The following is a 12,675-nucleotide window of genomic DNA, read 5'->3' as shown; positions in this document are numbered from 1 at the left end:
CCGCTCCCACATTTTGATCTTCATCATTCTTGGAGATTGATGTGAGCCCCAACAAAAAATGCGCCCCTTCGGGCGCATTTTTTTGTTCGGTCAACTTTCGCCGATCAGGCAATCGCATCCCAAGCACGATCACCATTCTCGTCTTTAATACGAGTCGGCAACCCCATCACGTCCAGCGCTTTCAGGAACGGCTCAGCCGGCAGTTCCTCGACGTTGGCCATGTGCTTCACATCCCACTCGCCACGGGCAACCAGCAGCGCTGCGGCCACGGGTGGCACGCCGGCGGTGTAGGAGATGCCCTGGCTGTCGGTTTCGGCAAAGGCTTCTTCGTGGCAGGCCACGTTGTAGATGAACAGCTCGCGTGGCTGGCCATCCTTGGTGCCCTTGACCAGGTCGCCGATGCAGGTCTTGCCGGTGTAGCCCGGTGCCAGCGACGACGGGTCAGGCAGCACGGCCTTGACCAGTTTCAGCGGCACGACTTCCAGGCCTTCGGCGGTGGTGACCGGTTTTTCGGAGAGCAGGCCGAGGTTTTTCAGCACGGTGAACACGTTGATATAGTGTTCGCCGAAGCTCATCCAGAAACGCACATTGGGCACGTCGAGGTTTTTCGACAGCGAGTGCACTTCATCGTGGCCGGTCAGGTACAGGTTCTGCGAACCGACCACAGGCAGGTCGTCGGTGCGTTTGACTTCGAACATGGTGTTGCTGGTCCACTGGCTGTTCTGCCAGCTCCACACCTGTCCGGTGAATTCGCGGAAGTTGATTTCCGGGTCGAAATTGGTGGCGAAATATTTGCCGTGGGAGCCGGCATTGACGTCCAGAATGTCGATCGAATCAATGCGGTCGAAATGCTTTTGCTGCGCCAGCGCGGCATACGCGTTGACGACACCCGGGTCGAAGCCCACGCCGAGAATGGCCGTGATGTTCTTCTGTTTGCACTCTTCCAGGTGGTTCCATTCGTAGTTGCCGTACCACGGCGGGGTCTCGCAGACCTTGCCCGGCTCTTCGTGGATGGCGGTGTCGAGGTACGCCACGCCCGTGTCGATGCAGGCACGCAGTACCGACATGTTGAGGAACGCGGAACCGACGTTGATGACGATCTGCGATTCGGTTTCGCGGATCAGTGCCTTGGTCGCTTCCACGTCCAAAGCGTTCAGCGCAAAGGCTTGAATCTGGGCGGGTACCTTGAGGCTACCCTTGGCCTTGACGCTGTCGATGATGGCCTGGCATTTGGAGATGTTGCGCGACGCGATAGCAATACGACCGAGTTCGTCGTTGTGCTGCGCGCACTTGTGGGCCACCACCTTGGCGACACCTCCTGCACCAATGATAAGAACGTTCTTTTTCAATTGCTTTATCTCTCCTTTATCTGTCCGCTTTACGAAAGGCTGGACAGGTAGTCGTCGTAACCAAATTCACGAACCACTTCGACTGTACCGTCGAGTTGTTTCACTACGATGGACGGCATTTTCAGGCCGTTGAACCAGTTTTTCTTGACCATGGTGTAGCCTGCCGTGTCGATGAACGACAGTCGATCGCCGATGGCCAGCGGCTGATCAAATTGATACTCACCGAAGATGTCCCCGGCCAAACACGACTTGCCGCACACCATGTAGGTGTGTTCGCCATTGCTTGGCGCCAGCTTGGCGTTGAGGCGATAGATCAGCAGGTCCAGCAGGTGAGCCTCGATGGAGCTGTCTACCACGGCGAGGTTCTTGCCGTTGTAGAGGGTGTCGAGCACGGTCACTTCCAGGGAGGCGCTGTTGGTGATCGCGGCTTCGCCGGGTTCCAGGTACACCTGCACGTCGTACTTCTGCGAGAACGCCTTGAGGCGCTGGCAGAAGGCGTCGATGGCATAGCCTTCACCGGTGAAGTGGATGCCGCCGCCGAGGCTGACCCAGTTGACCTTGTGCAGCAGCGCGCCGAAGCGTTCTTCGATGGTGTTGAGCATCTGGTCGAACAGGTTGAAGTCACCGTTCTCGCAGTTGTTGTGGAACATGAAGCCGGAGATCTGCTCGATCACACCTTCGATCTTAACCGGGTCCCACTCGCCCAAACGGCTGAACGGGCGCGCCGGGTCGGCCAGCAGGTAGTCGGAGCTGCTCACTTGCGGGTTGACGCGCAGGCCGCGGGTCTTGCCTTCGCTGCGTTCGGCAAAGCGCTGCAGCTGGCTGATGGAGTTGAAGATGATCTTGTCGCAGTTATCCAGCATCTCTTCGATTTCATCGTCGGCCCAGGCCACGCTGTAGGCGTGAGCTTCACCTTCGAACTTCTGGCGACCCAGCTTCAGCTCGTACAACGACGACGAGGTGGTGCCGTCCATGTATTCCTGCATCAGGTCGAACACCGACCAGGTGGCGAAACACTTGAGGGCCAGCAGAGCCTTGGCGCCGGACTGTTCGCGCACGTAGGCGATCTTCTGCATGTTGACCAGAAGCTTCTGTTTGTCGATGAGGTAGTACGGCGTTTTGATCATTTTCAGAGCCTGCGGCGGTGCCTGCCAAAAAAGGACACGCATTGTGCCCGCACTTGGGACAGATCGAAAGGTTAGTCAGCGGAATTTGCTGGCCCGGTTATAAGCTGGCCTGTGAATATGACAGCCCGTCGGTATGATGAGCCGCTTTGATAACGCATCCCGGCTTTGGCGACGAGAGGTGAGAATGGACGCATGGACGCTGCATTGGCTGGAAGCTTCGGGGAGCCTGGCGCAGTTTCGCCCTGAGCTGATCCGTGAATTTGAAGTCGCCTACGAGGCCATTGCGCATCTGATGCCGCCGCCGCGCCTGGACATTCTGATCCAGCGATTGCCGGGGGAGACCCTCCCGGAACTGGGCCTGGTGGGGCGCGCTTATCGCAGCACCCTGTTCAGCATGACCCTTGACCCCGACAATCCGAATTTTCTCGCCAGCCTGCAAAGCGGCGCGTTGCGCCGACATGTGGTGCATGAAGTGCATCATTGCCTGCGCATGGCAGGGCCCGGCTATGGCTGGACGCTGGGGGAGGCGATGATCAGTGAAGGCCTGGCCGGGCAGTTTGTGCGACGGGTGCTGGGCAGTGAGCCGGAGTTGTGGGAAAGGGCGCTTGCACCACAGGAGCTGCTGAGTTCCCCGGTAGACCGCCAGCTTCTCGAGGCCACGTATTACGACCACAGCGAATGGTTCTTTGGTACCGGCGCGCGGGCAAGGTGGTTGGGGTACACGCTCGGCTACCAGATGGTGGAGGCCTGGCTGGCAACGCAGGGCGACGTGGACGCCGCCACATGGGTCAACGTGCCCGCCCAAGACATACTCGCCAATGCAACCAAGCAAGGGCTCGTGACCCCGCCTTGAAACACAAAACCACCAAGCACCCCCCATCCCCTGTGGGAGCCGTCGAGCTTTAGCGAGGCCGCGAAGGCGGCGGCACAGACGACAACCTGGTTGCCTGACACACCGCCATGGTGATCGTTCCCACGCTCTGCGTGGGAATGCCGCCTCGGACGCTCTGCGTCCATCGGGCGATGCAAGGTTCACGTCTTGCGCAGTGGTGACGCGGAGCGTCACGGGATGCATTCCCACGCAGAGCGTGGGGAACGATCATCAAGTAAACCCCCGCCCGCACTGACATCAAACCGTCATCTCCCCATCGCCTGACTGCCACATTCCCCCGTTACTGTCCTCGCCAATGAGATCGATCTCAAGCGAGTGACAATGACTGATTTGAAAGACGTAGCGCGGCTGGCCGGCGTATCCCGCGCCACCGCCGCCCGCACCTTTGCCTCCCCGGAACAAGTGCGCCCGGCCACCCGTGACCAGGTATTCGCTGCCGCCCGCGAGCTGGGTTTCAGGCCCAATTTGCTGGGCCGCCAACTACGCCTGCAAACCACCCAACTGATTGGTGTGGTGGTGCCCAACCTGCTCAACCCGGTGTTCGCCGAGCAGTTCCAGGCCATGGAGCGCGCGGCGCGCCTGCGTGGCTATAACCTGTTGCTGGCGACCACCGACTACAGCGCCGAGCGCGAAAGCTGCGTGGTGGAAGAACTGCTGCGCCAGCGCGTCGACGGCCTGGTGCTGACCGTCACCGACGCCGAAAGCAATAGCGTGCTCCACAGCCTGGCCACGGAAGAAACGCCGTTCGTGCTGGCCTACCACCAACCCGACAACCCCAACTACAGCGCTGTCTCCGTGGACAACCGCGCCGGCATGGCCCTGGCTACCCGTTATCTGCTGGAAGCCGGCCATCGCCGGATCGCCATGGTCGCCGGCCCCGCGTTGCAGTCCGACCGGGCCCGCCTGCGCTACGCCGGGTATTGCGATGCCATGGGCGAGTACGGCCTCGATAGCCAACCGGTGATTGAAATGCCGGCCCACACCCAAGCCGAGTTCGCCGCCATCGAACCCTTCCTGCAAGGCCCCCAGGCCCCCACAGCACTGGTGTGTTCCAACGATTTTCTCGCCATCAGCCTGATCGCCGAACTGCGCCGCCATGCCTGGAACGTGCCCGAACAACTCTCGGTGATGGGGTTCGACGGCATTTCCCTGGGCACCCAGATGCACCCGACGCTGTGCAGCGTGGTGCAGCCCATCGCGCTGTTGGCCAGCACCGTGATCGACCAACTGCTGGCGCAAATCGCCGGCAACCCACCGACTTCCCACTGCCTGCCGTGCCATATCCGGCCGGGCGAAAGTACCCAACCCCATAAAGGAGACGCTTGATGAGCATGCTCAGTAAAACCCTGGCGGCATTGCTGCTGTGCGGCACGGCCAGCCTGGCCCAGGCCGCCGACACCGCGATTTGCTACAACTGCCCGCCAGACTGGGCGGACTGGGGCTCGCAACTCAAGGCCATCGCGGCGTCCACCGGTGTGCAGGTGCCGCTGGATAACAAGAACTCCGGCCAGTCCCTGGCGCAGTTGGTGGCCGAGAAAGCCGCGCCGGTGGCCGATGTTGTCTACTACGGCGTGACGTTCGGCCTGCAAGCGCAGAAGGCCGGGGTGGTGGAGGGCTATAAACCCAAAGGCTGGGAACAGATTCCCGCCGGCCTGAAAGACCCGGACGGCCAGTGGTTCGCGATTCACTCCGGTACCCTCGGCATTATGGTCAACGTCGACGCGCTGGGCGGGCTGCCGGTGCCGCAAAGCTGGGCCGACCTGCTCAAGCCTGAGTACAAAGGCATGGTCGGTTACCTCGACCCGTCCAGCGCTTTCGTCGGCTACGTCTCGGCGGTGGCGATCAACCGCGCCATGGGTGGCGACCTCGATAACTTCGCGCCGGCCATCGACTACTTCCAGAAGCTGGCGAAAAACGCCCCCATCGTGCCCAAGCAAACCGCCTATGCGCGGGTGCTCTCCGGTGAGTTGCCGATCCTGGTGGACTACGACTTCAACGCCTATCGCGCCCGCTATAAGGACAACGCCAACGTCGCCTTCGTGATTCCCAAGGAAGGCAGCATCAGCGTGCCGTACGTGATGAGCCTGGTGGCGAACGCGCCGCACCGCGCCAACGGTGAAAAGGTGCTGGACTTCGTTCTGTCCGATGAGGGCCAGGCACTTTGGGCCAAAGCCTACCTGCGTCCGGTGCGGCCAATGAAGATGCCGGCGGAAGTCGCCGCGCAGTTTCTACCGGACAGCGACTACGCCCGCGCCGGCGTGGTGGATTACCAAAAAATGGCCGCCGTGCAGGAAGCCTTCGCCGCGCGTTACCTGAGTGAGGTCAAGTAGGTGAAGGCACTTTTGCGGCCAAATCCCGCCTGGGCGCTGGCTCCGGCGTTTGCGGTGCTGCTCGCGTTCTGGCTGTTGCCGCTGGCGCACTTGATAGTGCTGGGCGGCGAAAGCCGCGACAGCCACGGCAGCGGTTACTGGCAAGTGCTGAGCAGCGCGCAATACCTGGGCAGCCTGGCGCAAACCTGCGTGCTCGCGGTGCTGGTGACGTTGGCGGCGCTGCTGGTTGGCGGTATCACGGGTGTGTTTCTCGCCCGCCAGCAATTTTTCGGGCGCTCGGCGCTGGTGGCGTTGTTGACGTTTCCCCTGGCATTTCCCGGCGTGGTAGTGGGCTTCCTGGTGATCCTGCTGGCGGGCCGCCAGGGCTTGTTTGCCGCACTCGGGCTTCAGTTGGCCGGTGAACGCTGGATCTTTGCCTATTCCTTGGCAGGGTTGTTTGTCGGCTACCTGTACTTCTCGATTCCACGGGTGATCCTCACGGTGATGGCGGCGTGTGAAAGCCTCGACCGCAGCCTCGAGGAAGCCGCCCATTCACTGGGGGCCGGGCATTGGCGGGTGGTGTGTGACGTGATCGTGCCGGGCCTGGCGCCGGCCCTGGCATCCTGCGGGGCGATCTGTTTTGCCACGTCCATGGGCGCCTTCGGCACGGCCTTCACCCTGGGCACACGGCTGAACGTGACGCCCGTCGCTATCTATAACGTGTTCACCAACTACGCCAACTTTGCGGTGGCGGCAGCCCTCTCGGTGGTGCTTGGCGCGGTGACCTGGGCCGTGCTGTTGTTGACGCGGCGCCTGGTGAAAAACGCGGGGACGGTCCTGTGAAGCGCTCATCGCTGTTTGTCATCCAGTTGCTGTTTACCTTGCTGGTCTGCGCCTTCATGTTGGTGCCGGTATTGATGTCATTGCTGGCGGGGCTGACGCGCAACTTCTTCGTCGGCCTGTCCAGCGGCCTGACCTTCGACTGGTTGATCCAGGTCTGGCAGGCCTACTCGCCGACGGTCTGGCTCTCGCTGCAATTGGCCCTGGCCTGCGCGGTATGCGTCTGCGTGATCGGCGTACCGGCGGCGTATGCCTTGGTGCGCATGAACAACCGCTTCAGCCGCGCCTTCGAGGAATTGATGGTGCTGCCGGTGGCCATGCCCGGCCTGGCCAGTGCCCTGGCGTTGTTGCTGACCTACGGCCAGTTCGGCGGGTTTCGCAGCAGTTGGTTGTTCATCCTGGTGGGGCATGTGTTGTTCACCTTGCCGTTCCTGGTGCGCCCGGTGATGGCGGTGATGCAACGCCAGCAACTGCCGGTTCTGGAAGAGGCCGCCGCCAGTTTGGGCGCAGGCCCCGTTCGGCGCTTTTTCAGTGTGGTAGTGCCCAACTGCCGGGCGGGGATTCTCGCCGGCGTGCTGATGGTCGTTACCTTGTCGCTGGGGGAGTTCAACCTGACCTGGATGCTCCACACGCCGATGACCAAGACCTTGCCCGTCGGCCTCGCTGACAGCTATGCCTCGGCCCGCCTGGAAATCGCCAGCGCCTACACCCTTATCTTTTTGCTGATGATCGTACCGCTGCTGATTGCGTTGCAGGCCATCAGTGCTCGTCTGTCTCGTGGAGAGCGTCGATGACCGCTATCACCATTCGCCTGAAGGGTTGCCGCAAGGCATTCGCCGACGGCACCGTTGCTGTGCAGAACCTCGACCTGACCATCGAGGGCGGCGAAACCCTGGCCATTCTCGGCCCGTCCGGTTGTGGCAAAACCACCACCTTGCGCTTGATCGCCGGCCTTGAGCGTCCCGACGTGGGCCAGGTTTTTTTCGGTGACACCGACGTCACGCGCCTGCCCATCGAGCGCCGTGATGTGGGCATGGTGTTCCAGAATTACGCCTTGTTCCCCAACCTGGATGTGGCCGGCAATATCGTCTACGGCCTGAAAATTCGCGGCGTCGCGCCGGCAGAGCGCAACAAGCGCTGTGACGAACTGCTGGAGCTGGTGGGCCTGCAGAACCATGGCAAGCGCAGCATCCATGAACTGTCCGGCGGCCAGCGTCAGCGTGTGGCACTGGCTCGCGCCTTGGCGCCTCGGCCCAAAGTGCTGTTGCTGGATGAGCCGTTGGCAGCGCTCGACGCACAGTTGCGTGAGCGCCTGCGCAGCGAGCTGGATCAGCTATTGCGCGGCCTCGGCATCACCTCGGTGTTCGTCACCCACGATCAGGGAGAAGCCATGGCCCTGGGAGATCGCATCCTGGTGATGGAGCAGGGGCGTATCGCGCAGCTGGCCAGCCCGCGGGAGATCTACCAGCAGCCGGCCAACGCGTTTGTTGCAGGCTTTGTGGGCAACCTGAATGCCTTTTCGGTGGTGGATCGCACGGCTCATGGCTTGAAAGTGTGTGGCGGCGAACTGCCGTGGCACGAGCCCCATCTGCCGCCCATCGTGTACTGCCGCCCCGAGCACCTGCGGGTGATGGAGAGCGAAGGGCACCTGCACGGGCATTTGCTGGCGCAGTTTTTCCAGGGCGCCCAAAGCCGCCTGCTGGTGGATGTCGGTGGCCCGCAACCGCTGCTGGTGGACAGCAGCGACAACCAGCTTCACGCCGTCGGCGCGCCGATTGCCCTGGCCATCGCCCCACACAAGCTGTTCACCCTGCATGCCTGACTTCAGAGAGCCTATTTTGAACCGTCCGTTTCTTGTTGCGCAGATCAGCGATCTGCACCTTAAAGCAGGTCAGCGCCTGACCTACGGCGTGGTCGATACCCTCGGTGCATTGCGCCGTGCCGTCGACCACCTGAATGCCAGCTATCCACGACCGGATATCGTGGTGATCAGCGGCGACCTGGTGGACTTCGGTCGCGCCGATGAATACGCCGTGCTGCACCCCGAGCTGGCCCGTTTGCAGATGCCTTGCTACCTGGTGCCGGGCAATCACGATAACCGCCAGCATTTGCTCGACGCCTTTGGTGATCACCGCTATTTGCCGGCGAGCGCCGACGGCCCGCTGGACTGGGTGGTGGACGACTATCCGGTGCGGCTGATCGGCCTGGATTCGACGATTCCCGATACCCATGGCGGCCAGCTGCTGGACAGCCAATTGCAGTGGCTTGATCAGCAACTGGCGCTGCAGCCGCACGTGCCGACCCTGCTGATCTTGCATCACCCGCCGTTTATCAGCGGCATCGGCCATATGGACCGCGAGCCGTTCCGTAACGCTGCCGCGCTGGAAAAGGTCATCGCCCGTCACCCTCAGGTGGAACGCTTGCTGTGTGGGCATTTGCACCGGACGATGCAGCGCCGTTTCGGCGGCAGTGTGAGCTGCGTATGCCCGGGCACGTCCCATCAAATCGTGCTGGATCTACAGGAGGCTGCTCCGGCGCATTTCAACCTGGAACCGGCGGGTTATCTCTTGCACCGCTGGGATGAACAGCAAGGGTTGATCAGCCACAACGGCGTATTCGGGGACTACCCGGGGCCGTATCCGTTTTATGACGCTGATGGGTTAATTGACTGAAGTTTGCCGTAGGTTTATCTCTTGCGCGGTGGCGCTCCGATACTAATCGCTGCTGCTGCCGAGCAAGATCCAGCGCTTGCCCGAGGCATGGATGTCATAGGCGAACTCCCAGAACACGGGATAGCCTGGATGGCCGTTGGCGAGATAGAAATCATAGGCTGCATCAGCGTTATCGAGTTGTGCTCCCTGCAACAGTTGTTCGGCCAATGCCCGAATTTCTGCGTGTTTGATGTCGAGGTCTAGCGGGCCTGAACCGAGGTCGCCAGGGTAGAGCAGCCACTCAAGCACTTGCTCGCGAACGTCGTCGAGACTGACTTGAGCACAGCGACTCACCACGCAGGATGAGTTGACCGCAGACTTGAGGATGTCTATCAACGGGGCGCCCGAATCCAGAGGGCCGTAGACGTCCAACGAGACCTGATAGTTGTTGCCATACAGAAGATGTTCAAGCCGTTTAATGTATTCAGGCCGGTTGTCGTTGGTCACCTGCATTAAGCCTCCTGATCAATTAACGATTTTGCATGAGTTGCATGTTTGTCCTGTACCGGCTCAAACCCGCAGCGCAGGTAAAAGGCGGCACCTTCTTGGGTGTCGGTAGACAAGCGCACAACACCGAACTGCTGCGCAGCGTGTTTCAGAAGCTGACTGACCAATGCTTTGCCCACATGGCATCCCCTTGATGCCTGTGCGACGTACACCCGGCGTAGCCTGCCAACCTCCGTACCTGCATAAGGGTCATAGGACAGCCCGCCAATGGCGATCAACTGCCCGTTATTGAATACGCCCAAAAGACATTCGCCGGGTCGATCAAAACGGTTGGCGCCGCTTTTCCACTCTGCAATCAGGCGCGTCAGAAACCTGAAGCCTTCAGCGATGGCTTCTGCTTCCAGTGTCAGGAGTTCTTCGGTCAGCGCTGAGAGTGTGCGTATCGAAAAGTCGCGCGTTGTATGGATCACCGGAGCTACCTTTGTTTTTGTTCGGGTCGCGCTACTTTAGCCTGAGATGCGCCCGTCGACTTGCCATCGCTGCTTAGTCGCGAAGTAGTCTGCATATCGCATCGTTCGATCATCATGAGTAGAACTTGTGATCATCCGGAATAATATGAGTTTGTCTCACCATCGCCTGATCCCGACAATAGCTCCCATACACACACATTGGAGCTTTACGTCATGGCTGTTGCCCATTCCCTTGGATTCCCGCGCATTGGTCGCGATCGTGAACTGAAAAAAGCGCAGGAAGCGTTTTGGAAGGGTGAGCTCGATGAAGCCGGCCTGCGCGCCGTAGGTCGTGAGCTGCGCAAGACGCACTGGGACCTGCAAAAGAAAGCCGGCATCGAGTTGCTGCCCGCCGGTGACTTCGCCTGGTACGACCAGGTACTGACTCACTCGCTGATGTTCGGCGTGATCCCTGAGCGTTTCCGCCCGGCCGATGGCAAAGCCACCCTGCACACCCTGTTCGGCATGGCCCGTGGCGTCAGCGACAACTGCTGCGGCGGTGCCCACGCCCAGGAAATGACCAAGTGGTTCGACACCAACTATCACTACCTGGTGCCTGAATTCAGCGCCGACCAGCAGTTCCAGCTGGGTTGGGAGCAACTGTTCGAAGAGGTCAAGGAAGCCCGTGACCTGGGCCACACTGTCAAGCCGGTGGTCATCGGCCCGCTGACTTACCTGTGGCTGGGCAAGGCCAAGGGCGGCGATTTCGACAAGCTCGACCTGCTGGACCGCCTGCTGCCGCTGTACGGCCAGATCTTCCAGCGCCTGGCAGACCTGGGTGTGGAGTGGGTGCAAATCGACGAGCCGATCCTGGTGCTGGACCTGCCGCAGGATTGGAAAAATGCGTTTGAGCGTGCCTACAACCTGATCCAGCGTGACCCGCTGAAGAAGCTGGTGGCCACCTACTTTGGCGGCCTGGAAGAGAACCTCGGCCTGGCAGCCAACCTGCCGGTGGACGGCCTGCACATCGACCTGGTGCGTGCGCCGGATCAGTACCCGACCATCCTTGATCGCCTGCCGGCTTATAAGGTGCTGTCCCTGGGCGTGGTCAACGGCCGTAACGTATGGCGCTGCGACCTGGAAAAAGCCCTGGCCACCTTGCAGCACGCTCATGAGCGTCTGGGTGATCGCCTGTGGGTGGCGCCGTCCTGCTCCTTGCTGCACAGCCCGGTGGACCTGGGCCGTGAAGACAAGCTGGATGCCGAGCTGAAAAGCTGGCTGGCGTTTGCCGTACAGAAGTGCGAAGAAGTGGCGGTGCTGGCTCAGGCCGTGAATCAACCTGAAGCGCCAAACGTGATCGCCGCCCTGGCTGAAAGCCGCGCCGTTCAAGCTGCCCGTGCCGCTTCCCCGCGTATCCACAAGCCCGCGGTGCAAGCCCGCGTGGCGGCGATCACCGCCAAGGACAGCCAGCGTCACTCGCTGTTTGCCCAGCGTATCGAGAAACAACGGGCTGGCCTCAACCTGCCGCTGTTCCCGACCACCACCATCGGTTCGTTCCCGCAAACTGCTTCGATCCGCTTGGCGCGCCAGTCGTACAAGGCTGGCAAATTAAGCGAAGCCGAATACGTCGAAGCCATGCACAGCGAGATCCGTCACGCTGTAGAAGTGCAGGAAAACCTTGGCCTGGACGTACTGGTGCACGGTGAGGCCGAACGCAACGACATGGTCGAATACTTCGCCGAGCAGTTGGACGGTTATGTATTTACCCGCTTTGGCTGGGTGCAGAGCTACGGTTCCCGTTGCGTGAAACCCGCAGTGATTTTCGGTGACCTGAGCCGTCCGAAAGCCATGACCGTGGAGTGGATCCGCTACGCCCAAGGCCTGACCAACAAGGTGATGAAGGGCATGCTGACCGGCCCGGTGACCATGCTGATGTGGTCGTTCCCCCGTGAAGACGTGAGCCGCGAAGAACAGGCGCGCCAACTGGCCCTGGCGATTCGTGACGAAGTGGTGGACCTGGAAGCCGCCGGCATCAAGATCGTCCAGATCGACGAAGCCGCGTTCCGCGAAGGCTTGCCGTTGCGCCAGGCGCAGTGGAAGGAATACCTGGATTGGGCCACTGAAGTGTTCCGCCTGTGCGCCTCCGGCGTGCGTGACGAAACCCAGATTCACACCCACATGTGCTACAGCGAGTTCAACGATGTGATCGAGTCCATCGCGGCGATGGATGCTGACGTGATCACCATCGAAACCTCGCGCTCGGACATGGAGTTGCTGGAGGCATTCGAAGCCTTCGCTTACCCGAACGACATCGGCCCGGGGGTGTACGACATCCACTCGCCACGGGTGCCGGATGCCTCGGAAATGGCCAACTTGTTGCGCAAGGCGGCCAAACGCATCCCGGCGGAGCGCCTGTGGGTCAACCCGGATTGTGGCCTGAAAACCCGTGGCTGGCCGGAGACTGAAGCCGCGCTGATTCACATGGTGACTGCGGCGCGTCAACTGCGGGCTGAATTGGCCTGATCCAACACTCGGAATCAAACGCCGGGTG

At 61.1% G+C, this 12,675-nt stretch carries 12 protein-coding genes; 8 read left to right on the top strand and 4 right to left on the bottom strand.

The features are described 5' to 3' along the window. Positions 1–104: 104 nt before the first annotated feature. Together SNL23_RS06385 and SNL23_RS06380 are read right to left on the bottom strand one after the other, a co-directional pair. Positions 105–1,349: a saccharopine dehydrogenase family protein gene (locus SNL23_RS06385; protein WP_017475085.1), complete on the bottom strand. Its 1,245-nt coding sequence runs from the start codon at positions 1,347–1,349 to the stop codon at positions 105–107. A 29-nt stretch (positions 1,350–1,378) separates the two neighbouring features. Continuing rightward, on the bottom strand, positions 1,379–2,476 hold the full coding sequence (locus SNL23_RS06380) for a carboxynorspermidine decarboxylase (protein WP_003211413.1): 1,098 nt from the start codon (positions 2,474–2,476) through the stop codon (positions 1,379–1,381). Positions 2,477–2,660: 184 nt separating this feature from the next. Between SNL23_RS06380 and SNL23_RS06375 the strand changes: the two genes are divergently transcribed. From SNL23_RS06375 to SNL23_RS06345, 7 genes are all read left to right on the top strand, one after another. Next, positions 2,661–3,329, top strand: a complete 669-nt coding sequence (locus SNL23_RS06375) for a DUF2268 domain-containing putative Zn-dependent protease (RefSeq protein WP_318301856.1) — start codon at positions 2,661–2,663, stop codon at positions 3,327–3,329. A gap of 360 nt (positions 3,330–3,689) precedes the next feature. Then, complete coding sequence (locus SNL23_RS06370; RefSeq protein ID WP_318301855.1) at positions 3,690–4,694, top strand: LacI family DNA-binding transcriptional regulator; 1,005 nt, start codon at positions 3,690–3,692, stop codon at positions 4,692–4,694. Next, a complete protein-coding gene (locus SNL23_RS06365; RefSeq protein ID WP_076017054.1) occupies positions 4,694–5,698 on the top strand; it encodes an ABC transporter substrate-binding protein in 1,005 nt (334 codons plus the stop codon). The genes SNL23_RS06370 and SNL23_RS06365 overlap by 1 nt, the downstream gene beginning before the upstream one ends. Continuing rightward, positions 5,699–6,520: an ABC transporter permease gene (locus SNL23_RS06360; protein WP_318301854.1), complete on the top strand. Its 822-nt coding sequence runs from the start codon at positions 5,699–5,701 to the stop codon at positions 6,518–6,520. Next, positions 6,517–7,311, top strand: coding sequence for an ABC transporter permease (locus SNL23_RS06355; protein ID WP_258346442.1), 795 nt, complete (start codon positions 6,517–6,519; stop codon positions 7,309–7,311). The genes SNL23_RS06360 and SNL23_RS06355 overlap by 4 nt, the downstream gene beginning before the upstream one ends. Continuing rightward, on the top strand, positions 7,308–8,339 hold the full coding sequence (locus SNL23_RS06350; protein ID WP_318301853.1) for an ABC transporter ATP-binding protein: 1,032 nt from the start codon (positions 7,308–7,310) through the stop codon (positions 8,337–8,339). The genes SNL23_RS06355 and SNL23_RS06350 overlap by 4 nt, the downstream gene beginning before the upstream one ends. A 16-nt stretch (positions 8,340–8,355) precedes the next feature. After that, the gene (locus SNL23_RS06345; protein ID WP_318301852.1) at positions 8,356–9,189 is read left to right on the top strand and encodes a phosphodiesterase; all 834 of its coding nucleotides are present in this window, start codon (positions 8,356–8,358) and stop codon (positions 9,187–9,189) included. 42 nt (positions 9,190–9,231) lie between these two features. Here SNL23_RS06345 and SNL23_RS06340 read toward each other — a convergent pair whose 3' ends face one another. Together SNL23_RS06340 and SNL23_RS06335 are read right to left on the bottom strand one after the other, a co-directional pair. Next, on the bottom strand, positions 9,232–9,681 hold the full coding sequence (locus tag SNL23_RS06340) for a hypothetical protein (RefSeq protein WP_167663170.1): 450 nt from the start codon (positions 9,679–9,681) through the stop codon (positions 9,232–9,234). Then, the gene (locus SNL23_RS06335; protein WP_372241460.1) at positions 9,681–10,142 is read right to left on the bottom strand and encodes a GNAT family N-acetyltransferase; all 462 of its coding nucleotides are present in this window, start codon (positions 10,140–10,142) and stop codon (positions 9,681–9,683) included. The genes SNL23_RS06340 and SNL23_RS06335 overlap by 1 nt, the downstream gene beginning before the upstream one ends. A 216-nt stretch (positions 10,143–10,358) precedes the next feature. Here SNL23_RS06335 and metE point away from each other — a divergent pair, with 216 nt between their 5' ends. Beyond that, on the top strand, positions 10,359–12,647 hold the full coding sequence (gene metE, locus SNL23_RS06330; protein WP_318301851.1) for a 5-methyltetrahydropteroyltriglutamate--homocysteine S-methyltransferase: 2,289 nt from the start codon (positions 10,359–10,361) through the stop codon (positions 12,645–12,647). The last annotated feature ends 28 nt before the right edge of the window (positions 12,648–12,675 follow it).

Origin of the sequence: Pseudomonas sp. SED1 (genome assembly GCF_034044025.1) — a bacterium.
Classification (GTDB): domain Bacteria; phylum Pseudomonadota; class Gammaproteobacteria; order Pseudomonadales; family Pseudomonadaceae; genus Aquipseudomonas.
This window is presented reverse-complemented; position numbering and strand designations above follow the sequence as displayed.

Excerpts from the sequence above, each read along its gene's own strand:
- SNL23_RS06375 (WP_318301856.1), top strand. The coding sequence starts at position 2,661 with ATGGACGCATGGACGCTGCATTGGCTGGAAGCTTCGGGGAGCCTGGCG.
- SNL23_RS06380 (WP_003211413.1), bottom strand. The coding sequence starts at position 2,476 with ATGATCAAAACGCCGTACTACCTCATCGACAAACAGAAGCTTCTGGTC.
- metE (WP_318301851.1), top strand. The coding sequence starts at position 10,359 with ATGGCTGTTGCCCATTCCCTTGGATTCCCGCGCATTGGTCGCGATCGT.
- SNL23_RS06370 (WP_318301855.1), top strand. The coding sequence starts at position 3,690 with ATGACTGATTTGAAAGACGTAGCGCGGCTGGCCGGCGTATCCCGCGCC.
- SNL23_RS06365 (WP_076017054.1), top strand. The coding sequence starts at position 4,694 with ATGAGCATGCTCAGTAAAACCCTGGCGGCATTGCTGCTGTGCGGCACG.
- SNL23_RS06340 (WP_167663170.1), bottom strand. The coding sequence starts at position 9,681 with ATGCAGGTGACCAACGACAACCGGCCTGAATACATTAAACGGCTTGAA.
- SNL23_RS06350 (WP_318301853.1), top strand. The coding sequence starts at position 7,308 with ATGACCGCTATCACCATTCGCCTGAAGGGTTGCCGCAAGGCATTCGCC.